General features: G+C 65.9%; 23 protein-coding genes and 1 pseudogene. 8 read left to right on the top strand and 16 right to left on the bottom strand.

Annotated elements, in window-relative coordinates; genetic code table 11:
- The first annotated feature begins 73 nt into the window (after window positions 1-73).
- Entirely contained in the window at window positions 74-739 is a 666-nt protein-coding gene (locus BKG60_RS26425; RefSeq protein WP_070944354.1) for a DUF6891 domain-containing protein, read from the top strand.
- Window positions 740-804: 65 nt separating this feature from the next.
- Window positions 805-1,350 carry a hypothetical protein gene (locus BKG60_RS26430; RefSeq protein ID WP_239251637.1) on the top strand — a complete coding sequence of 182 codons (546 nt, stop codon included), beginning with the start codon at window positions 805-807 and terminating at the stop codon, window positions 1,348-1,350.
- Here BKG60_RS26430 and BKG60_RS26435 read toward each other — a convergent pair.
- Window positions 1,313-1,792, bottom strand: a complete 480-nt coding sequence (locus BKG60_RS26435; protein ID WP_070944203.1) for an SRPBCC family protein — start codon at window positions 1,790-1,792, stop codon at window positions 1,313-1,315. The two genes, BKG60_RS26430 and BKG60_RS26435, sit on opposite strands and share 38 nt — an antisense overlap.
- 54 nt (window positions 1,793-1,846) lie before the next feature.
- Window positions 1,847-2,626, bottom strand: a pseudogene (locus BKG60_RS31785) (adenylate/guanylate cyclase domain-containing protein); the annotation flags it as partial.
- Between the two features lie 120 nt (window positions 2,627-2,746).
- Between BKG60_RS31785 and BKG60_RS32155 the strand changes: the two are divergent.
- Complete coding sequence (locus BKG60_RS32155) at window positions 2,747-3,184, top strand: phage major capsid protein (protein WP_239251655.1); 438 nt, start codon at window positions 2,747-2,749, stop codon at window positions 3,182-3,184.
- A 48-nt stretch (window positions 3,185-3,232) separates the two neighbouring features.
- Here BKG60_RS32155 and BKG60_RS26450 read toward each other — a convergent pair whose 3' ends face one another.
- The gene (locus BKG60_RS26450; protein ID WP_070944205.1) at window positions 3,233-3,850 is read right to left on the bottom strand and encodes a hypothetical protein; all 618 of its coding nucleotides are present in this window, start codon (window positions 3,848-3,850) and stop codon (window positions 3,233-3,235) included.
- A 37-nt stretch (window positions 3,851-3,887) separates the two neighbouring features.
- A complete protein-coding gene (locus tag BKG60_RS26455) occupies window positions 3,888-4,430 on the bottom strand; it encodes a hypothetical protein (protein ID WP_131823366.1) in 543 nt (180 codons plus the stop codon).
- Between the two features lie 150 nt (window positions 4,431-4,580).
- On the opposite strand from BKG60_RS26455, the gene BKG60_RS26460 reads away from it, so the two are divergent.
- The 4 genes from BKG60_RS26460 to BKG60_RS26470 all read left to right on the top strand — a co-directional run bounded on the left by BKG60_RS26460 (window position 4,581) and on the right by BKG60_RS26470 (window position 7,510).
- Window positions 4,581-4,850, top strand: coding sequence for a hypothetical protein (locus tag BKG60_RS26460; protein WP_083339207.1), 270 nt, complete (start codon window positions 4,581-4,583; stop codon window positions 4,848-4,850).
- Between the two features lie 213 nt (window positions 4,851-5,063).
- A complete protein-coding gene (locus BKG60_RS26465; protein ID WP_070944208.1) occupies window positions 5,064-5,438 on the top strand; it encodes a Gp19/Gp15/Gp42 family protein in 375 nt (124 codons plus the stop codon).
- A gap of 520 nt (window positions 5,439-5,958) precedes the next feature.
- Window positions 5,959-6,117: a hypothetical protein gene (locus BKG60_RS32160; RefSeq protein WP_165617756.1), complete on the top strand. Its 159-nt coding sequence runs from the start codon at window positions 5,959-5,961 to the stop codon at window positions 6,115-6,117.
- 250 nt (window positions 6,118-6,367) lie between these two features.
- Complete coding sequence (locus tag BKG60_RS26470) at window positions 6,368-7,510, top strand: pentapeptide repeat-containing protein (RefSeq protein ID WP_165617757.1); 1,143 nt, start codon at window positions 6,368-6,370, stop codon at window positions 7,508-7,510.
- A 60-nt stretch (window positions 7,511-7,570) separates the two neighbouring features.
- Here BKG60_RS26470 and groL read toward each other — a convergent pair whose 3' ends face one another.
- Together groL and groES are read right to left on the bottom strand one after the other, a co-directional pair.
- Complete coding sequence (gene groL / locus BKG60_RS26475) at window positions 7,571-9,190, bottom strand: chaperonin GroEL (RefSeq protein ID WP_070944210.1); 1,620 nt, start codon at window positions 9,188-9,190, stop codon at window positions 7,571-7,573.
- A gap of 85 nt (window positions 9,191-9,275) precedes the next feature.
- Window positions 9,276-9,578, bottom strand: coding sequence for a co-chaperone GroES (gene groES / locus BKG60_RS26480; protein ID WP_036390082.1), 303 nt, complete (start codon window positions 9,576-9,578; stop codon window positions 9,276-9,278).
- Between the two features lie 256 nt (window positions 9,579-9,834).
- Here groES and BKG60_RS26485 point away from each other — a divergent pair, with 256 nt between their 5' ends.
- Complete coding sequence (locus tag BKG60_RS26485) at window positions 9,835-11,124, top strand: HNH endonuclease signature motif containing protein (RefSeq protein ID WP_070944211.1); 1,290 nt, start codon at window positions 9,835-9,837, stop codon at window positions 11,122-11,124.
- 36 nt (window positions 11,125-11,160) lie between these two features.
- Here the strand turns inward: BKG60_RS26485 and BKG60_RS26490 are convergent, their stop codons facing one another.
- From BKG60_RS26490 to BKG60_RS26535, 10 genes are all read right to left on the bottom strand, one after another.
- Window positions 11,161-11,586 (bottom strand): nuclear transport factor 2 family protein, encoded by a 426-nt coding sequence (locus BKG60_RS26490; RefSeq protein WP_070944212.1) that lies wholly within the window; start codon window positions 11,584-11,586, stop codon window positions 11,161-11,163.
- Complete coding sequence (gene tsaD, locus BKG60_RS26495) at window positions 11,583-12,605, bottom strand: tRNA (adenosine(37)-N6)-threonylcarbamoyltransferase complex transferase subunit TsaD (RefSeq protein ID WP_070944213.1); 1,023 nt, start codon at window positions 12,603-12,605, stop codon at window positions 11,583-11,585. Before tsaD ends, BKG60_RS26490 begins: the two co-directional genes overlap by 4 nt.
- On the bottom strand, window positions 12,602-13,063 hold the full coding sequence (gene rimI, locus BKG60_RS26500) for a ribosomal protein S18-alanine N-acetyltransferase (protein ID WP_070944214.1): 462 nt from the start codon (window positions 13,061-13,063) through the stop codon (window positions 12,602-12,604). Before rimI ends, tsaD begins: the two co-directional genes overlap by 4 nt.
- The gene (gene tsaB / locus BKG60_RS26505; protein WP_070944215.1) at window positions 13,060-13,698 is read right to left on the bottom strand and encodes a tRNA (adenosine(37)-N6)-threonylcarbamoyltransferase complex dimerization subunit type 1 TsaB; all 639 of its coding nucleotides are present in this window, start codon (window positions 13,696-13,698) and stop codon (window positions 13,060-13,062) included. Before tsaB ends, rimI begins: the two co-directional genes overlap by 4 nt.
- Window positions 13,695-14,162: a tRNA (adenosine(37)-N6)-threonylcarbamoyltransferase complex ATPase subunit type 1 TsaE gene (tsaE, locus tag BKG60_RS26510; RefSeq protein WP_070944216.1), complete on the bottom strand. Its 468-nt coding sequence runs from the start codon at window positions 14,160-14,162 to the stop codon at window positions 13,695-13,697. Before tsaE ends, tsaB begins: the two co-directional genes overlap by 4 nt.
- Window positions 14,155-15,243: an alpha/beta fold hydrolase gene (locus tag BKG60_RS26515; RefSeq protein WP_070944217.1), complete on the bottom strand. Its 1,089-nt coding sequence runs from the start codon at window positions 15,241-15,243 to the stop codon at window positions 14,155-14,157. Before BKG60_RS26515 ends, tsaE begins: the two co-directional genes overlap by 8 nt.
- A complete protein-coding gene (alr, locus tag BKG60_RS26520) occupies window positions 15,240-16,409 on the bottom strand; it encodes an alanine racemase (RefSeq protein WP_070944218.1) in 1,170 nt (389 codons plus the stop codon). The genes BKG60_RS26515 and alr overlap by 4 nt, the downstream gene beginning before the upstream one ends.
- A 633-nt stretch (window positions 16,410-17,042) precedes the next feature.
- Window positions 17,043-18,437, bottom strand: coding sequence for a glutamate decarboxylase (gad, locus tag BKG60_RS26525; RefSeq protein ID WP_070944219.1), 1,395 nt, complete (start codon window positions 18,435-18,437; stop codon window positions 17,043-17,045).
- 14 nt (window positions 18,438-18,451) lie between these two features.
- Complete coding sequence (locus BKG60_RS26530; protein WP_070944220.1) at window positions 18,452-19,864, bottom strand: NAD(P)H-hydrate dehydratase; 1,413 nt, start codon at window positions 19,862-19,864, stop codon at window positions 18,452-18,454.
- A gap of 50 nt (window positions 19,865-19,914) precedes the next feature.
- Entirely contained in the window at window positions 19,915-20,574 is a 660-nt protein-coding gene (locus tag BKG60_RS26535; protein ID WP_070944221.1) for a TetR/AcrR family transcriptional regulator C-terminal domain-containing protein, read from the bottom strand.
- Between the last annotated feature and the right edge of the window lie 25 nt (window positions 20,575-20,599).

Here is a 20,599-nt window from a genome sequence, read left to right on the forward strand (position 1 = left end):
GGCATCCGCGGATACGATCGCCACGCTGGGTGCATTCGCCCGGTTCCGACGGCACATCTGGAGGCCCCGCGCTGTGAGCGCACCATCGAACCCGAACATGATCCCCGCCTACGCCGCGCTCCCCGTCCTCCCGTTGGACGACGGGGACCGTGCCAACCTGACCTCCGAGATCTGGGGCAGGCTGGTCACCGGCAATGACGACGTCGAGGAGTTCCTCGACATCTACGCCGAGGACTACGAGCTCACCGAGGAGCAGCTCACCACCGCCTTCGCCGCGCTGCGCGACGCGCGACTGCGCCAACAGGCCGAGATCGGCGACTACCGGTCCCGGACGCACGCCGCGTTCGAGGAACTCAACGCCCATGGCGTGGTTGCCCGCGCCGATTTCTCCTGCTGCGGAACCTGCGCCTCCGCCGAGATCGGCGACGAGCGTGACGACAGCCGACACTGGCAGGGTTACATCTATTTTCACAACCAGGACACCGACAGTTTGGTGGAGAGCGGCTCGACCTACATCGGCTATGGAGCCTTCGAGCCCGAAGACTTCGACGAGGACGCGTACAACACGCTCAGCGATCAGGCCAAGGAAGACCTGTACGTCAGCGACGTGACGCGGATGCTCGACGAGGTCGTGTTCCCCATCGTGCGGCGCCACGGCATCGAGCCGGAGTGGAATCGCGACCTCGGGACGCGGGTGCTGCTCACCAACGCCGACTGGTACGCGCCGATCGGCGGCTGAGGATCTGTAACTCCCACGACGACGGCGCCGACATACGGTTCAGCGCGTCTCAAGGGGGTTGGCCGATGCCGAACGATCGTCGCCGGGCGATGACCGCCGTGGGTGCTGCCGCAGCGGCATTGGCCATTCCGGGGATTCTGAACGTCTCCGCAGCGCACGCGACCCCGCTACCCGGATTCTGTGTGCCGCCCAACCTCGTCGACAAAGTGTGCACGGCGCGGCTGACATCGGTCACGGCCGATGTGATCGACGGGACGATCACCGGGACGCCGGTGGGTGGCGGGGCCGCGGTCACCCTCGCGGGGCAAGCCGACGCATACCTGAAATCGACGGGCTTCGGAGCTGAGCCGCCGAATCCGGTTCAGCAATGGGACACCGAGATCGACACGGTCGGTGACCTCGACACATCCCCGGCCAACCCGAACTGGTACGGCAATGCGAAGGCCCGGGTTTTTCTGCCCAGAACCCTCAACGACCTGGCCACCAAATTTCCTCCCGACAGCCTCGTTGTCCGGTTCGTGACGGATGGCTCCCGGCCGGATGCGTTCCGAATCGTGTCCATCCAGCCGACAGCTACGCCCGCTCCTGTGCCAGCCCGGCCAGGTGCTTGAGCGAGTTGTCCAGGTGCCGGCGGTCGAACGGCGGAAATTGGATGTGTTCGCGAAGGGTGGGCGGCACGGCTGACCAGTCATACGTCAGCGTGACCTCCGTCCGGTCGTCGCCGAGCGGCTCAAGGTCATAGCGCCAGATCCAGCCGCCGAACTCCAGGGTGGCGTGGTCGTCGCCTTGGCCCGGAAGCCACGCAATCGCGTGTGGCGGCTCGAAAACCTCTACCCGGTTGGCCATCTCGTAGTGCATGCCTCCGTAGTTGTCGTGGTACATCGCCATCCGGAAGACCTGCCCGGCCGCGGTCAGCTGCTTGCCGTCGAGCGACTCCCGCACCCAGCCGGTGCCGTCGATCGCCTGATGGGTGCTCGGGTCGGCCAGCACGGTGAACACGGTTTGGGCCGGCGCGTTGATGGTGCACGCGGCGCTCATGGTTTCGTCGGTCATACCGGTACCGACCGACGTCGACGCACAAACTCATCGCGGCTCGGCATGGTGAGGCTATGCGGCCAGTCCGAAAACTCTCACCGCGGTCGACTTGCCTTTCAGCTCGTGAAGCCCCCGGTCGGTGAGTCCGGGCGGGCGCGCCTCCAGGGTGTCGACGGTCGGCTGGGTCAGCAGAATCGAGTCGCCCGTCGTCTTCGTGAGCTGCTCTACCCGGGCGGCGACATTGACGGCATCACCGATCAGGGTGAATTCCAGCTTGCCGCCGCCACCGATGGTGCCGGCGATCACCACACCGGTGTTGATCCCGATACCGATCCGAAGCGCACCCTCGAATCGTTCGGCAACCACCCGCTGCATCAGCAGCGCGGCGTTCACTGCGGCATTGGCATGGTTCACAAGCTCGTTGGGCGCGCCGAAGACCGCCAACGCACCATCGCCGAGGAACTTGTTGACATGTCCACCGGCATCGACCACGGCGGGCACCACGATTTGGAACAGAGAATTCAACCGAGCGACGGTGTCCTCAGCCGTGTTCGCTTCGGCGTACGGGGTGAAGTCACGAATGTCGATGAACATCACCGTCACCTCGCGCCGCTCACCGGTGAACACATCGTCACCTTGCTCAAGCAGCCGCGCCGCCAAGAACGGGTCGACGTACGTCCCGAATGCCGCCTGAAGTCGTTGCCGTTCAGCCAAACCCGCCTGCATGCGGTTGAAGGAGGCCGACAGTGCACCCAGGTCGTCGTCCTGGACTACCGGCAGGCGCTGACCGTAGTCGCCGGCCGCAACGCGTTCGGTGCCCTCGGCCAGGTCGCGGATCGGTCGCAAGAACGGTGCCATCGTCATGACCGCGACTGGCCCTGCGATGAGCTCCCCCGAGGTCGCGGACACCAGATCAGCCACGCCATCGACACCGCGTTCGTCGGCAACATCACCACGAACGGCCCGAGCGGTCTGCAGTCGATCACCCCGTCTGTCGTCGATACCGGCGCTGCGATCACGAACACCGACCCGTTCGTCCAGGCCGTCTTCGCGGCGAAGCCCGTGGGCGCCAGGCTGACTCACTGGCTGATGGCCCCGAGCACGGCCGAGACGCTGGCGAAGATCAAGAAGGCCGAGGCTTCGAACGAGTCGCTAATCGCGTTCGATGCTCGCGGCGAGCTGTCGGTGCTGGGCCTGCCGGTTCTGACGCTGCCCTCGGTCGATGAGGACACGCTGTTCTGGGGTATCCCGAGCGACCGTGTCGTGACCGTCCTCCGCAAGGACGCCAAGGTCACTCGGTCGAAGGACTCCGGGTTCTACAACGACGCGCTCGACGTTCGTGCGATCACCCGTGTCGGCGTCGGCTTCCTGCACGAAGCCGCCGTCATCTGCGGTTACGACGCCGTCTGACTAAGGGGCTCGAAGGGGACGGTTCCGCCTACCGTCCCCTTCGGCCCTCTACTCTCCGCGAAGGTTCTTCCGGGCCGCGTCCAGTATCTCGCTGCATAACTTTTCAACCTTATCCACGTCAAGCGTCGATTCGTTGCCGAGACGCAGCTCTGCTTCGTCGATTGCCTCGCGAAGCTCATCGAAACGCTTCCCCGAACCACCTTCACCGGCGATGAATTCGTCCATCTCCTCGCGGAGTCCCTCAAGGTTCGTAATTTGTCTCAGAACTTGGGCGTACTCATGGCTAAGAAGCTTGCTCAGGGTCGCGACCGGCCCGTTTACGGACTCGTCCGCATAGGCCAACAGGCTCGAACCCACCCCGCCGTAGAGATCTATGCCGATTGCGTCGAACTCAAGCAGGACCAGCATCCGCCGTCGACTCTCCCGAGTCGTATCGGACCGTGAAGGGCCGCCAGGTGGATCCACATCAGTGGCGTCTTTCAGGCGCTGGCACTTCGTGATGATCTCTACCAGCGCCGCGCTCTTCGCTTCCCAGACACGCTTCTCATAGTCCAACTGGGAGGCGTGTTTACGATCGCCGCGCTTCGTCCATGCATTGAACGCTTGGGTTGTGAACGCGCCGAACGCAGTACCACCGATACCCGCAATAGCTACCCAGTCGGGCACGGCCCTCCCCTATTCGTCGTCGACTAAATTAATTCTTCTAGTTGATCGGCGGGGGAGGTCCGACGAGGCCGCCCCCATTATCGGGAACGTCGTAGTAATCGGTGCCGCGCCATAGAGCATTCGCGCCCTGGCGGATAAGCAGTTGGCCGTTGTGAAGAGCAATCTTTGGACTGAGCGCGATGAACTGCTCTGCCAGACCCTGTATCTCACCGTTGTCCCAGGCTTCGGCCAACACCCTCGAGACCTTCTCATGCCAGGCCGGGTGGGGACGTGTGATACCGGTTGCGTCCCCGAACATAACCGCATCATCTGAGTTCTGAAGCCAGTAGTGCGGGATGATGTCGCCGGGCTCTACAGGTCTGTCTGGCTTGTCGAACTTCGCTTGAGTCCATGACCCCGCGTAGTGGTAAAAACCCGCTTCGGATTGCGGATACGAAGCTTCCGTGTACCCGTAGTCGTCGTTGACGTCACGGTCCCCGAGGTTCATCTCTTTCACGCGTCCGCCAGTCTTCATCGCGGCTATTGCGTGCCCAACCTCATGGCGAACCGTCTTCGGATGCGCTGGAAACCCTTGTGCCACGCGTCAAAGCCTAGGTGGCTCGCCCCCACGGGGGATCCCCCTCCCGCCCCTCCCCGACCGGTCGGTTATGCGGGTGAGCAATCCGATGAGACTTAAACCCCTATTTTTCGACAGTCAGTAAGTTATGAAAACCAACGTGTACCTGCAGGTTTGCAGAGGAACGGCAAGGCTCTGTGGCGGAAAATCACCGCAGAGTTCTACCTCGAAAACGAGCCAGACCGGCTCGAATTGCTATTTCAAGCGTGCAAAGTCGCCGATCAGATCGCGGAACTCGATGAGGCAGCCGCCGAGGCTCCGCTGACCGTTCGGGGCTCGATGGGTCAGCCGGTTATCTCCCCGTTCATCGCTGAGGCCCGCGTTCAGCGCGGGCTACTGGCTCAACTCCTGGCGCGGATGAACTTCGCGGAGGCCGAGGACTGATGTCCAGAGCTGGACGCAAGACCAGACGCCGCCGTACGGCAGCTCCGAGACCATCTCCCTGCGGGTCAATGGCCGACGTTTCCGGCAGCGGCTCATGAGCCCTCCGCGTTCGCACCCGGAGTTCCTCGCATACATGCGAGCCAAGCAGGCCGCAGGGCTGCTGGCCAACCCAGCTACCGCCGGACTACTAGACCGACTAGAGAGGGCCATCTGATGACATACGCGAAAAGCACTGACGTACAGGCGATCTACGGAAAGTCGCTGACGGACGAAGAGACGGCGCTCGTCAACCGCCGGCTCGAACAAGTAGAGCGGATGATCCTCCGCAGGATCCCAGACTTGGCCGAGCAGATCGACGCTGGAGACCTGGACGAGGCCGACGTGGTCGACATCGAGGCCGAGGCCGTCTACCGCGTGATCAGGAACCCCGAGGGGCTCTTCAGCGAACAGGACGGCAGCTACGGCTACCAGCTCTCGCAAGAGGCTGCCGACAACAGCCTCCGCGTGACCGCCGAGGAGTGGGAACGCCTCGGGATCAAGCCGCGCAAGATGTTCCAGATCGTCCCGAACCTCGGGAGGGTCCGATGAGTCTGCTGCAAAGAGGTACCGATCAGGTCACCGTCTTCGCCGAGACGGTAGTGACTGACTCAGACGGCAACAAGGTGACCAAACCAGGCACGGTCGGAGTCGTCTGCCGTGCGGTCGTGCAGCGGCTGTCGTCCACCGAGAACGACGACGGGACCACCTTGAGGTATCGGGCTACGGCTGGTCGGATACGACGGTCTACTGGGCGCTCAGAGCGCCGTCGAGTGGAACGGCAAGCGGTACGCCATCGACGGGGATCCGAAGATCTACAACGGAAGCAGCAGAACCGCTCACGTCGATTACACATTGGTCCGGCGGTAGTTTGCTGAAAGCAGCCGGAAACCCGACATCATCATGGAGGGCTACTTGCACGAAATTGCTTCGCGTATGAAACGGCCTCCGACATGCACTTATCTGAAGTATGACCAAGATCACATCCGGTACATGCGTATCACAAGCTACGGGATAAGAGCAGCTCACGGCCCTAGCAAACTGCATACTCGCAGGTCGCAGCTTGTCGGCGGTGGTCACCATTGCGTGCTCCATGACGCCACTGCTTGTCTGCTTCGCCGCCATCATCCTGCTGGTGCTCGCCGTCTGCGCCGCCGTACGACTGTGCAATCTCGATCACGTCGACCTTAATGCGAACGTGTTGAAGCTCGCAGTATCAGCTTCAGCGTGAAGAGCCGGCCCCCACGTAAAAGCCCCGGATCGCCAGTCCCCAAGAAGTCACGACGGTGAGGAGAAAAAGTCGTGGGGGACCGAATGCGGCCCTTTACTTCCGAGGGACGACCCACCGTCTCCCTCGAACAAATTCCTCGCAGCTATTGCGGGACCGTCACTTCGAAGGTCATGAACCCAGATCGGTCTTTCGTCCGGCGACACGATGTGGTTCCCGGCTAATGACCTGTTGGTTTAGCTACATTCAGAGGATGGTTTCGGAAGGAGAACCGTCAGAGCAGCCTGACGGCGATTCGTTGAAACAACCTGCCGGCAATGGCAAGAAGACGTGGCGCTATGACCCGCTGTTGGTTACCGCTGCAGTGGCCGTAGCCGTCACTCTGCTGGTGCTGATAGCCATAGCGGCCTCGGCCTACCTCTTCCATTGGGAGGGCTTCTGGCGGGGGATGGGTCAGCCGTACGCCACGACACTGGCAGCACTCGCAGCTGTCAGTGCCGGGGCAATCGCTCTGCACAACAGCCGCTCCCAGCTCGAAGAGCTACGGGAGCAACGGAGACTGGATCACACACGTTGGGTGGAACAGCGAGAGCAGGATCGGGCGCGCTGGTCGCAAGAGCAGGAGCGCTGGGAGGATCAAAAGAAGCGCGACGCGATCAAAGACCTCCGCGACCGGTTCTCCGAGATCACGACGCAGTTGGCAGACAACAGCCCAACTGTGCGGCGATCTGGGGCATACGCGATGGCTGCGCTCGCGAATGACTGGCGCAGCGTCGGCGAAGAGGCAGAGATGAAGGTCTGCTTCGGCGTCCTCGCTGCATACCTGACGACCCCAAACCCCACCTACACGGACGAACCAAAGCCGAATGCTGGAGACGATGGACCTGTTCGGGCTCTGATCGTTGCCCTCCTGTCGAGGAACGCGGGTGCTGGCCTGGAGGATCTCTGGGGCAGCTCCAGCTTGTTGAGTGGTGCGGACCTACGCGGGGTCGCTTTCACCGCACCCGTGAACCGTGTGGATTTCTCTGACGCTGACCTGACGGGTGCATCATTCAGTGGGATGGATTTCCGACGCACTCGTTTTGCTGGAGCGAAGCTGTCGAGGATTTCTTTTATGTACGCGGACTTGAGAGAGGCTGACTTGCGGTTCGCCGAGCTTGCTAGGACCGATTTTGAGCACGCCGATTTGAGAAGTGCTCGTCTCGACCATGCGAAGTTGCGGGGCACTGACCTCAGCGATGCAAAGTTGAACGGAGCTTCTCTGGCTTACGCGGACCTGTACGGCGTCGACCTCAGGAACACCGAACTTGAAAATGTCGCTCTGGACAGAGTCGACTACGACGATGAAACGAAGTGGCCGGAGGGTTTCACTCCGCCACCCAAGCCCTCCTGGTAATAGGACTCCGACACGCGAAGGCCCCCGCCGCACGGACGGGGGCCTCCTCGCTACTCCGAACTAGTGAGCGTGGCCGTGATGATGACCGGCGTGCTCGTCTTCCTCGACAGGCTTGTCCACGACGGCCGTCTCGGTCGTCAGGATCATGCGCGCCACGGATGCGGCGTTGAGCACCGCGGAGCGGGTCACCTTGGCCGGATCCACGATGCCCTCGGCGACCAGGTCACCGTAGGACAGGGTGGCGGCGTTGAAGCCCTGGCCGTTGGACTGCTCGCTGACCTTGTTCACCACGACCGAGCCGTCCAGCCCGGCGTTGGTGGCGATCCAGTACAGCGGGGCCGACAGCGCGGACGAGAACACCTCGACACCGAGCGCCTCGTCACCGGTGACCTCGCCGCGCAGCTTGTCGAGGGCTGAGCGAGCCTGCACGAGTGCGGCGCCACCACCGGTGACGATGCCCTCCTCGACCGCAGCCTTGGCCGCCGCGACGGCGTCCTCGACGGCTTCCTTGCGCTTCTTCAGGTCGGTCTCGGTGGCCGCGCCGACCTTGATCACCGCGACGCCGCCGGACAGCTTGGCCAGCCGTTCCTGCAGCTTCTCGCGATCCCAGTCGGAGTCGGTGGTCTCGATCTCGGCCTTGAGCTGCTTGACCCGGTCGGCGACCGCGTCGGCCGCGCCGCCGCCGTCGACGATCACGGTGCTGTCCTTGTTGACCACCACGCGACGCGCGGTACCCAGCACCTCCAGGCCGGCCTCACGCAGCACCAGGCCCACGTCGGGGTTGACGACCTGGCCGCCGGTGACGATGGCGAGATCGTCGAGGAACGCCTTGCGACGATCGCCGAAGAACGGCGCCTTGACGGCGACGGCCTTGAGCGTCTTGCGGATGGCGTTGACGACGAGCGTGGACAGGGCCTCGCCCTCGACGTCCTCGGCGATGATCAGCAGCGGCTTGCCACTCTCGGCGACCTTTTCCAGCAGCGGCAACAGGTCGGGCAGTGAGCTGATCTTGTCGCGGTGCAGCAGCACCACGGCGTCCTCGAGGACCGCTTCCTGCGAGTCGAAGTCGTTGACGAAGTAGGCCGAGATGAAGCCCTTGTCGAAGCCGACACCCTCGGTGACCTCGAGTTCGGTGCTCAGTGTCGAGGACTCCTCGATGGTGACCACACCGTCGTGACCGACCTTGGTCATGGCCTCGCCGACGAGCTCACCGATCTGCTCGTCGCGTGAGGACACCGTGGCGACCTGGGCGATGGCCGTCTTGTCCGACACCGGGGTGGCGGCGGCCAGCAGGGCCTCGGACACCGCGTCGGCGGCCTTGCCGATGCCCTGACCCAGCGCGATGGGGTTGGCACCGGCGGCCACGTTGCGCAGGCCGGCCTTGACCAGGGCCTGCGCCAACACCGTGGCGGTGGTGGTGCCGTCGCCTGCGACGTCGTTGGTCTTGGTGGCCACCGACTTCACCAGCTGGGCGCCGAGGTTCTCGAACGGATCTTCCAGGTCGATCTCGCGGGCGATCGTCACACCGTCGTTGGTGACCTGCGGGCCACCGAAGGCCTTGGCCAGCACCACGTTCCGACCGCGCGGACCCAGCGTTACCTTGACCGCGTCGGCGAGCTTGTCGACGCCGGCCTCCATGGCACGGCGCGCAGTCTCGTTGAACTCAATCTGCTTGCTCATAAGTCTCTTTCATGACTCCTGACGCAACCGCCCCGGAAACCTCCCGTGCTGAACACGGGGATCTCCGGGGCGGATGCACGAGTACTTACTTGGCGACGACAGCCAGCACGTCGCGAGCGGACAGGATCAGGTACTCCTCGCCGTTGTACTTGATCTCGGTGCCGCCGTACTTGCTGTAGATGACGGTGTCGCCCTCGGCAACGTCCAGGGGGATCCGCTTCTCGCCGTCCTCATCCCAGCGGCCGGGGCCAACTGCGACGACGGTGCCTTCCTGCGGCTTTTCCTTGGCGGTGTCGGGGATGACCAGACCGGAAGCGGTCGTGGTCTCGGCCGCATTGGCCTGAACGAGGATCTTGTCCTCGAGTGGCTTGATGTTGACTGCCACGATGGAAGCCCTCCACTTGTTTGGGTATCGAGTCCCGGTGTTCTCCGGGGCCCTCGGGTTAACCAGGTGTTCGGCAGGCGTCCGTGCCCTTCGCTCCGTCGTCGCGGGTGCCGGCGCTGGGGGGTTGGCCGCGTGCCACCTAGCACTCTATACATGCGAGTGCTAGCACTCAAGGGTGGGTTGTGCCTGCCGCCCACTCCTTCGCGACGAAGACGGTCCACGGTTGCACCGCAAGCCCATTCCCACTACACTCGAACATGTGTTCGAAACGAGCTTCGCGATCGATCTCGACGCCACCGAGGAGGCGTTGGTCGATCAGCTCGCCGCGATGAACCGTGCCGCCGCGGGCATCGCGGCCGGGCAGGCACGAGTGACGGCAATGCTGGAAGCCAAGCGTCATGCCCGCAAGGCCGCAGAGGGCGTCCCTGCCCACCAGCGCGGCAGAGGTCTGGCCTCCGAGGTCGGCCTGGCCCGCAAGGCCTCGCCATGGCACGGAGCCAGGTATCTGAAGTGCTCCCGGATCCTGGTCGACCACATGCCTTTCACCCTTGCCGCGCTGGAGTCTGGGGTACTCACCGAGGTCCGGGCGATGATCATCGCGGACCAGGCCGCCTGCCTGACGCCGGCAGATCGACACGCGATGGACGCCGCACTGTGTGCCGACCCTGATGTGCTGGATGGCCTGGGAGACAGGAAGGTGGAGGCTGAGGCCGGGCGGGTGGCGTTTCGGCTCGACCAGGACGCGGTGATGGCGCGCATCAGCCGCCATCAGTGCGATCGCACCGTCACCGCACGGCCGGCCCCGCACGGCATGATGTACCTCACGGCGCTGCTGACCGCGGCCGAAGGCGTCACCGCTTATCAGGCGTTGCAGGCGGAGGCCGCCGCGGCCGCGGCCGCCTCGATCTCCGCCGGAGATGGATGCAAGGGTCGGGGCCCGTTGATGGCTGATGCCTTCTATCGACGCGTCACTGGGCGTGAGGTCGGGGCGGCGGTCCCCGTCGCGCTCAATCTGGTGGTCTCGGACGAGAGCTTGTTGGCCCACGGTCCCGACCCGGCGGTGCTGCAGGGATACGGCCCCATTCCGGCGGCGGTGGCCCGGCAGATGGCCTTGGCGGCGCTGCTGGATCCCCAGGTCGAATCCGCGGTGCGCAAGCTCTACGCCGATCCGGCCACCGGCAACCTGGTCGCGCTGGAGTCCACCGCCCGGGCGTTCCCCAAGGGGCTGCGCTGGTTGATCGCCTTGCGTGACCAGCGCTGCCGCACCCCGTACTGCGACGCGCCGGTTCGCCACATCGACCACATCACCCGGCATGCAGAGGGCGGCCCGACCAGCGCCGTCAACGGACAAGGGCTGTGTGAACGCTGCAATTACACCAAGGAATACGCGGGATGGCGCACCGCGACCGCCTACGACCGGCACGGCCGCCACACCACAGAACTCACGACCCCGACCGGGCGCACCTATCGAAGTACCGCCCCACCGCTACCCATCGGCGCGCGGGTGTTCACCAGCGACATCCACGTCGTAAAACTTCGCGCCGCATAGCGCCCAGCAGGTGACCGGTCGACCTGGACACCGGTGTTATATCGGGATGCTCAGATGTTCGGACACATCTCCCACCATCTCCACATCGACGGTGCGCTCGGTGAAGTACCACCCGTGGTCGTCACGGGCGAACACGTCGGCATAGCGCCCGACGACGATCGGCTGCAGCGGCACGCTGTCGGTCTTCTGCACCACACAGAACGTCGAGCGGGCCGTGGCATGGTCACCATCGACGTCGACGATCGGATTGAGCACCAGATGGCGGGTGCGCGGGGTGTTGCCGTGTTCGGGGAACCGACGGGTCGTCGACACGAACAGCTTGGCAATCGCCGACGGCCCCGACACCCCCATGAACGAGCCCCGGCCCAGCAGCTTCCCGACCCCGTCGAAGTCGCCGGCGTCGATCAACTCGGCGTAGCGGTAGAGCAGCTCGGTGACCTCCAGCTTGTCCACAGCGCTCACGCCACCTGCCCCTTGACCACCGGCAGCCCGGGATCACTGGCCGCATCCAGCGGCGACGGGGCGGCGCCTGCCGCGATCAGGTGCGCGGCAAAGGAGGCGATCATCGCGCCGTTGTCGGTGCACAACCGCGGCCGTGGCACCCGCAGGGTCAGCCCCGCCGCCGCACAGCGCTGCTCGGCGAGTTCGCGCAGCCGGGAGTTGGCCGCCACCCCGCCGGCGATCAGCAGGGTGGACACACCCAGATCGGTGGCCGCCCGCACGGCCTTTGCGGTCAGCACGTCGGCGACGGCCTCCTGGAAACCGGCCGCCACGTCGGCCTGCGACGCCTCCGGATGGGCTTCCACATAGCGGGCCACCGCGGTCTTGAGCCCGGAGAAGCTGAACACGTACGGATCGTCGCGCGGTCCGGTCATACCCCGCGGGAAGACGATGGCGCTGGGGTCCCCGGTGCGGGCCAGTTCATCGAGCACTCGTCCGCCCGGGTAACCCAAGCCGAGCAGCCGGGCCACCTTGTCGTAGGCCTCACCGGCGGCGTCGTCGACGGTGCTGCCCAACTCGACGATGGGCTCGCCCAGCGACCGGACATGCAGTAGGTGGGTGTGCCCGCCGGAGACCAGCAGCCCCACGCTCTCGGGCAGCGGCCCGTGGTCGTACACGTCGGCGGCCAGATGCCCGCCCAGGTGGTTGACCCCGTAGAACGGCACGTCCCAGCCGGCTGCGTACGCCTTGGCGGCGGCCACACCGACCAGCAGCGCCCCGGCCAATCCGGGCCCGATGGTCGCGGCGACGACGTCGGGCCGCTCGATACCGGCCGCGTCCAGGGCCCGGCGCATGGTCGGCCCCAACGCTTCCAGGTGTGCGCGCGAGGCGATCTCGGGGACGACGCCGCCGTAACGGGCATGCTCGTCCACGCTGGAGGCGACCTCGTCGGCCAATAGCGTTACGGTTCCATCCTCGGCGAGGTCGGCAATGCCGACTCCGGTTTCGTCACAAGAACTTTCGATGGCAAGGATGATCATGTCGGGTTCCCTTGGGGAAGGCGTTGCATGGTGTAGGCATCAGCCCCACTCGCGCGGTAATACCGCTTGCGCAGGCCGATGTTGACGAATCCGAAGCTCTCGTACAGGCCGATGGCCGGCTCGTTGTCGGTGCGGACCTCCAGGAAAACCGTTCCGCCCGAGGCATAGTCGAGCAGGTCGCCGAGCAGCCGACGTCCTATCCCCTGCCCCTGGAAGTCGGGATCGACGCCGATGGTGTGGATCTCGTACTCGTACGGGCGCATTCGGCCCAGCCGCGAGATCCCGGCGTAGCCGACCAGCACCCCGTCGCTGCGGGCCGCGATATACCGATTGTGCTTGGCGTCGAGTTCGGCCAGAAACGCCCGCGCCGGCCAGGGATCGTCACCGGCGAACAGCTTGGCTTCCAACTCCGCGCACCGCGCGGCGTCGGCGCGCGTGAGCGCGTCGAACACGGTCATTTCCGCACCGCCACAGAAGGTTTGGCGTCGGGCCGACGCAGGTACAGCGGGACCAGCGGTTGCGGGTCAGCCCAATCGGCGACGGCGCGCACCAGCCCCGCGGGCGATGGGTACACCACCTCGAGCCGGGGCAGAGCGAACAGCGCGGCATGCTCAGCTGAACCGGCGACCGCGGCGACCGAGCTCGCCAGCACGGCCGCCACGTCGGCGGGAGCGTTGACGGACGGACCGTCGACCCGGACACCGTCACGGTAGTGCGCCCAGTACACCTCGCGCCGCCGCGCATCGGTGACCACCAATACGTCGCCGTCGGTGTGGATTCCGATGCCGTCCAGGCTGCACACTCCGTGCACCGGAACGCCCAGCGCATGCCCGAACGCCGCGGCACTGGCCATCCCCACCCGCAGCCCGGTGAACGGGCCCGGGCCGCACCCGACGACCACCGCATCGAGATCGGCCATCGTGATCCCGGCATCGGACAGCGCGCCGAGCACGTTCGGCGTGAGCTGTTCGGCGTGTGCCCGGGCATCGACGGTGACGCGTTCGGCGAGGGCGTGCACCGAACCGTCCTCGGCGCGACGGACCACACCGGCGCTGACCGCCTGGGTCGCGGTGTCGATGGTCAACACATTCATGGGGTGCTCCACTGCCAGATCACCGTGCGTGTCTCGGTTTCGGTGTCCCGCTCGATGCGGATGTCCAGGTGATGGTCGGAGAGGCGCTCCGCCAGACCCTCACCCCACTCCACCACGACCACGGCGTCGTCCAGGTCGGTGTCGAGATCGAGCGCGTCGAGCTCGCCCAGCAGGTCGACACCGGGGTGATCGAGCAGCCGGTACATGTCCACGTGCACCATCGCCGGCCGTCCGGCCTGTCGGGGGCGATGCACCCGGGCCAGCACGAACGTCGGCGAGACCACCGGACCGTCGACATCCATGGCCTGGGCGATGCCCTTGGCCATCACAGTCTTGCCCGCACCCAACGGGCCCGACAGCACCACCACGTCTCCGGCTGTGAGCCCGGCGCCCAACGTGGCGCCCAGCGCGATGGTGTCCTCGGTGGTGGCCGGCTGGGCCGTGCCGGCGCCGCGCTCAGCCACGGAACCGGACCCGATCGCGGACCCGACGGCTCAAGGTGACCAACTTGGACGGGGTGGCCCGCTCCACCAGTCGGACCAGTGCGTCATCGATCACCACGGGCTCCTCAAGCTGGACCAGATGACCCGCGCCCCCGACGATGACCAGTTCGGAGCGGGGTAGCTGTGCGGCCATGGCCTTTGAGTATTCCATTGGTGTGAGCAGATCCCGGTCACCGCAGGCAATCAGCGTCGGTACTTTTGCCAGCACCCGCAACGCTGCGGCTTCGTCGTGGACTTCCAAGGCGTGCAGGAACTCGACGAGCGTGGTGATCGAGGTGCCGTGCATCATCCGATGGGAGAACTCGACCACGCTCGGGCTGACCGCCTCATCGCCGTAGGACGCCGCGCGCAGTACCGGCCCGATCACCGACCGGGCCGCACCCCGGGTGCGATGCACCGCGCCGGGCGCATAGCGGGCCACGAACCGCACCGCCTCCAGCGCCGGGTTACGCAGGATCTCCCCCAGGGGTGAGCGGGCCACGCCTTCGACCGCCGAGGAGATCACCGCGGCACCCACAACCTGCTTGGGATAGCGGTGCGGGAACTGCCGCGCATGCGACAGCACCGTCATGCCGCCCATGGAGTGGCCGACGAGCACCGCGGGCCCGCGCGGAACCGTAACGGCCAGAACAGCTTCCAGATCACGACCGAGTTGCTCGACGGTGTAGGTGTCCGGCGACGCCGCTCCGGACTGACCGTGGCCCCGCTGGTCGTAGAACACCATCCGCACCTGCGGGCCCCATTGCTCGGCCAGTCGGGTGCGCTGAAAGTAGAAGGCGCCCATACGCAGACAGAAACCGTGCGCAAACACCACCGTCAGCGGTGCGTCGTTGGGACCGACCTCACGCACTGCCAGCGGCACCCCGTCCTCGGTGGTCACCACTGAACTGCGGTCGGCATCGAGGCGTTCGAAATCCTCACCCAGATAAGGATCGTCGCCGGCTGCGCGGCGAGTCAGTGACCGCGCCACCGACCGGCCCGCCACCGTGCCCACGGCGGTCAGCCCGGCGGCACCGGCCAACCACTGAGCATTGCGACTCAACGCCCGCGACCTGCCTGCAGATAGGTCCGGGTGATCCGGCCGCGCGGGCTGGTCACCACCTCATAATTGATGGTGCCCAGCAGTTCCGCCCAATCCTGGGCGGTCTCTTCGCCCTGAGTGCCGGGACCGAACAGGATCGCGTCATCACCTTCGGTGACATCGGTGCGGTCCGGACCGAGGTCGACGACGAACTGGTCCATGCAGATCCGCCCGACCGCCGGGCAACGCCGACCGTTGATCAGCACCTCGATCTTGCCACTCAACGAACGGAAGATGCCGTCGGCGTAGCCAACCGGCAAGAGTGCCAGCGTGGTGTCCCGGTCGGCGATCCATCGGTGGCCATAGGACACCCCGTCCCCGGCATGTACCGAACGCACCAGTGCCACAGGGCATTTCAAAGTCATGGCGGGAATCAGTCCCATGTCGCCACGCTCGGGGATGGGGGTCAGTCCGTAGATCGCGATCCCGGGCCGCACCATGTCGAACGCCAGGTCCGGACGGGTCATCGCCGCAGGCGAATTGGACAGGTGTGCCAGTTCGAACACCACGCCCTGGGCTGCGGCCTGCTCTCGCATCGCGGTGAGTCGCTTGCCCTGCAGGTCGTTGAACGGGTTCTCGGGCTCGTCACCGTGCACGAGGTGACTCATGATGCCGCGGGGCCGGATCGCGCCATCGGCCTGGGCCCGGCCCAGGGCGTCAATCAACGCCGGGAAGTCGGCCGGGCTGACACCGTTGCGGCTCAGCCCGGTGTCGGCCTTGACCGTGACGGTCGCGGTGCGGCCGGTCCGATGCACCGCCGCCACCACATCGCCGACTTGGCGTACCGATGACACCGCGATCTGCAGATCGGCCTCAAGTGCCGGGGCGAAGTCCGTGCCCGGCGGATGCAGCCAGCACAGCACGGGCGCGGTGATCCCCCCGGCGCGCAATGCCAGTCCCTCGGTGATCGTCACCACCCCGAGTTCGGCGGCCCCGGCGGCCAGGGCGGCCCGGCTCACCTCGACCGCACCGTGCCCGTAGCCGTCGGCCTTGACCACGGCCATCACCTGGGCGTTGCCGGCATGTTCGCGCAGCAGGCGCACGTTGTGGTCGATCGCGCCGAGGTCCACCATCGCGTGCGGCGATGCGTCCGGGCTCAGCGGTGTCACGAGTTCGGTCGTCTGCATGTCATATCACCGCCGACCATTGTCCCAGAGGTAGGTGGTGGTGCCTCGAAGTGTCCGGCGCGGACGTCAGACGCGGCCCGGTATTTCCCGCAATACGGCGGGTAACCCGCGGAGGTGAGTTCGGTCACTGCTCCTTCGTACAGAGCCATAACTACCGCGGGCCCGTCGAACCCCTACCCGAGAGGTGGCACATTGCCCCACGGTCCATAGGGGCCGTTGCTGCCGACACCCGCGTCGGGCGCCGTCGGCTGATCCGGATATACCTCGGCATTGCCCGGCGTCTGACATACCACCGTCCCGCCGCCATTCGAACAGTCCTGACCCGGCGTAGCAACAGCGCTTGGTGCGCCAACCCACGCCAACATGATTCCAGCCGCAGCCGTACCGGCCAGCATCGAAACCTGCTTGGACCTCCTATTCATCTGCCTCACACTCCTTCACTTTGTGCTTCGACCCATCGGCCGTCATGCGAAGACCGAAGATCCTCAGCGCGAACCCCCTCCTGTACGGAGTAGCCGGGAAAGGCAGAGGCAAACATTCCCCACGGCATCGCCGGCTGTTCCGACCGGCTGGGGAACATCGCCTTTCTGCGCGCAAGTCGCGAGGCGCCGATCAGGCGGGTCTAATGCGGGTCTAATGCGCAAATGGCTGCAGGTCGTTGAACGCTCCCCGCGGCTTGAGCGCGTCGAGCCGCCCGAGGACCGTGATCATGTCGTCTTTGAGTGCGCGGGCCAGGTCGGCCGAGAAGCCCTCGCGCACCACCACCCGCAACACCACGACATCGGCGGCGTCCTCGGGCATCGTGTAGGCCGGCACCTGCCAGCCGAACGAGCGCAACCCCTCCGACACGTCGAACTCGGTGTAGCCCGGGTTGCCCTTGAGCCGGAAGCTGACCACGGGGATGGCCGAGCCGTCGGTGATCAGCTCGAAGTGCTCGCTGTCGCGCAGCTCGTCGCCCAGCCATCGCGCCGTCTGCGCCAGGCACTGCATCACCTGGGTGTATCCGGCGCGGCCCAGGCGCAGGAAGTTGTAGTACTGGCCGACCACCTGGTTACCGGGCCGCGAGAAGTTCAGGGTGAATGTCGGCATGTCCCCGCCGAGATAGTTGACCCGGAATACCAGGTCCTCGGGTAGATACTCCTTGCTGCGCCACACCACGAAACCGATCCCCGGGTAGGTCAGCCCGTACTTGTGCCCGCTGACGTTGATCGACACCACGCGCGGCAACCGGAAATCCCACTCCAGGTCGGGGTGCAGGAAGGGGACGACGAATCCGCCGCTGGCCGCGTCGACGTGCACCGGGATGTCCAGGCCCTTTTCCTGCGCGAGGCCGTCGAGTGCCGTACAGATCTCCGCGATCGGTTCCAGCTCGCCGGTGTAGGTGGTGCCCAGGATCGCCACCACGCCGATCGTGTCCTCATCGACCGCATCGAGCACCTGCTCCGGGGTGATCACATAGCGGCCGTCTTCCATTGGCAGGTAGCGCGGTTCGACGTCGAAGTACCGGCAGAACTTCTCCCACACCACCTGGACGTTGGACCCCATCACCAGGTTGGGTGTGCGCCCCTTCCAGTCGCCTTTCTTGCCGCGCGCAACCCGCTCGCGCCACCGCCACTTCATGGCCAGGCCGCCCAGCATCACCGCCTCGCTCGAGCCGATCGTGGAGACACCGCATGCCGACGCCGCATCCTCATCGCTCAGCCCTTCAGCGTGAAAAAGGTCGGCAACCATGCTGACGCAACGACTTTCGATCGCGGCGGTGGCCGGGTACTCATCCTTGTCGATCATGTTCTTGTCGAACGTCTCGGCCATGAGCTTCTCGGCTTCAGGGTCCATCCAGGTGGTGACGAACGTCGCCAGGTTCAGCCGCGAGCTGCCGTCGAGCATCAGCTCGTCGTGGATGAATCGGTACGCCGCAGCGGGTTCCATCGACTTGTCCGGTAGGCGCAGTGACGGGACGGGGGCCATCGCCAGCCTGCCGGTGTAGGCCGGCGAAACATGCGGGGTGTGACGGTGCTTGTGCGACATGACAATCCTTTTCGTTACAGTGCGGCGATCGCGGCGCGGACATGGGCGAGGATGCGTGACGCCGACGTGGGCGCCGGGTTGGGACCGGGATCGGCCGCCGACAGGTTGGCGGCGCGGGCGTGAACGAATGCGGCCGCGGCCGCGGCTTCTCCGGCGGGCAGGCCGGCTGCCAGCAGGGACCCGACGATGCCCGACAACACATCCCCGGATCCCGCGGTGGCAGCCCAGGATTGGCCGGCGGGGTTGAGGTACGTGGTGTGCCCAGGTGAGGCGATGACGGTGACGTTCCCCTTGAGCAGCACGGTGGCGCCGAGTCGTTCGGCAAGACTGCGGGCAGCCGCCACCCTGTCGGCGCCCGGCGGAATGCCGGCGAGCCGTTCGTATTCACCGGCATGCGGGGTCAGCACGGTCGGTGCGCTGCGCCCGGCGATCAAGCCGGGGTCCGCGGCCAGCAGAGTGAGACCGTCGGCGTCGACGATGACGGGCAGGTCGGATTCGAGCGTGAAACGCAACGCGGCCTTCGCGGTGTCATCGGTCCCCAGCCCGGGTCCGGCCACCCAGGCCTGAACGCGACCCGCCTCCTGTGGGCTGGGCGCGGCGATCACCTCGGGCCACTGCGAAAGCACTTGCGGTCCAGCAGTGCCCGCGTAGCGGACCATGCCGGAGGTCGCGGCAACCGCGGCGCCGGTGCTCAACACCGCCGCCCCGGGATAGGTGGCCGATCCGGACACCACACCCGTTACCCCTTGGGTGTACTTGTCGTCGCGCGGGCCGGGGATCGGCCACAGCTCCCGGACATCGGCCGCCTCGAGCCCGGCCAGCTCTGTGGCTGCCAGGTCCAGGCCGATGTCGACGAGTTCGACACGACCGCACTCCCCCAGCGCGTGTACGGGTTTGAGGCCGCCGAACGTGACCGTCAGGACGGCGCGCACATGAGGGCCGTCGGCGGCGCCGGTCTGCACATCGAGTCCGCTGGGAATGTCGACGGCAACCACGGGCACCGTGTTGGCCTCGAACACCGCGGCGGCGTCAGGCCGCAGCGGACCGCGTCCGGAGATGCCGACGACGCCGTCGATCACCAAATCGGTTGCCGCAGAGATACCGGGCACCACGCGGCCGCCGGCACGCCGGAACGCGGCCAGCCCCTTGGCGTGAGTTTTCTCCGGGTTCAGCAGGACCGCATCGGCGGCTGCTCCGCGGCGACGCAGGAACGTCGCCGCCCACAGGGCGTCGCCGCCGTTGTCGCCAGAACCCACCACCGCACAGATCCGCCGTCCGGCAACACCGCCGGTACGCAGCTTCAACTCGGTGGCGATCGCCGTCGCCAGACCATAGGCGGCGCGGCCCATCAGCACACCATCGGGCAGGGATGCCAACAGCGGCGCCTCGGCCTCACGGATCGCATCGGCCGAGTAGTAGTACCGCATCTGCTCCCGCTCCGCTCGATGTGCCGTCGACTTTGCCGTGCGCCAACAGGTTACGTGGGTTTGCTCGGGGCGTCACCGAAAGTGATGCCCACAAGCAGCAGATTCAGCCCGAAGTCGAACCTGGCATCGAAGTCGAGCAACTGCCCGACGGGGCTGGAGGCCAGGTGGGGATAGTCCCCCGCCCCGAGCACACCTTCGAGTGCGTCCAACTCACCGCCACCGGCGCCCTGTTGTTCGAGGACTTCCCCCAAGACGAAGCAGAACAGTGAACTGGCCGCCCACAGGGCGTTCTCGCGCTCCAGACCGCTGTCCTGCATACAGCCGACGAGGGTGTCGACGTAGGTGAGGTTGGCCCGTTTGGCGGCGTAGTTTCCGCCGACGATGCGAGCGCCGTCGCGCTGCGCCAACAGGGCCGAACGTAGGCCCGCGGCAAGGCTTTTGACCCGCAATGACCAGTCGGAGTCCTCGGGTGCGGAGTTTTCGAGGGCGTTGGCCAGAATCGTCTCGGCCATTTCGTCGATGAGCGCGTCCTTGCCGTTGACCAACCGGTAGATGGTCGGGAGGTGAGCCTGCAACCGGTCGGCGAGCCGCCTCATCGTCAGCGTTTCCAGTCCGCCCTCGTTGACCACCGCCAGGGCTTCGGCGACCACGCGCTCCGCCCGCAGGTTCGCCAACCCGACTCGGTCCGGACCTGGCGCAGCGGTTGACATGTTAACAACGTTATCAGTACGCTCT

This window comes from Mycobacterium syngnathidarum (assembly GCF_001942625.1).
Lineage (GTDB): Bacteria > Actinomycetota > Actinomycetes > Mycobacteriales > Mycobacteriaceae > Mycobacterium > Mycobacterium syngnathidarum.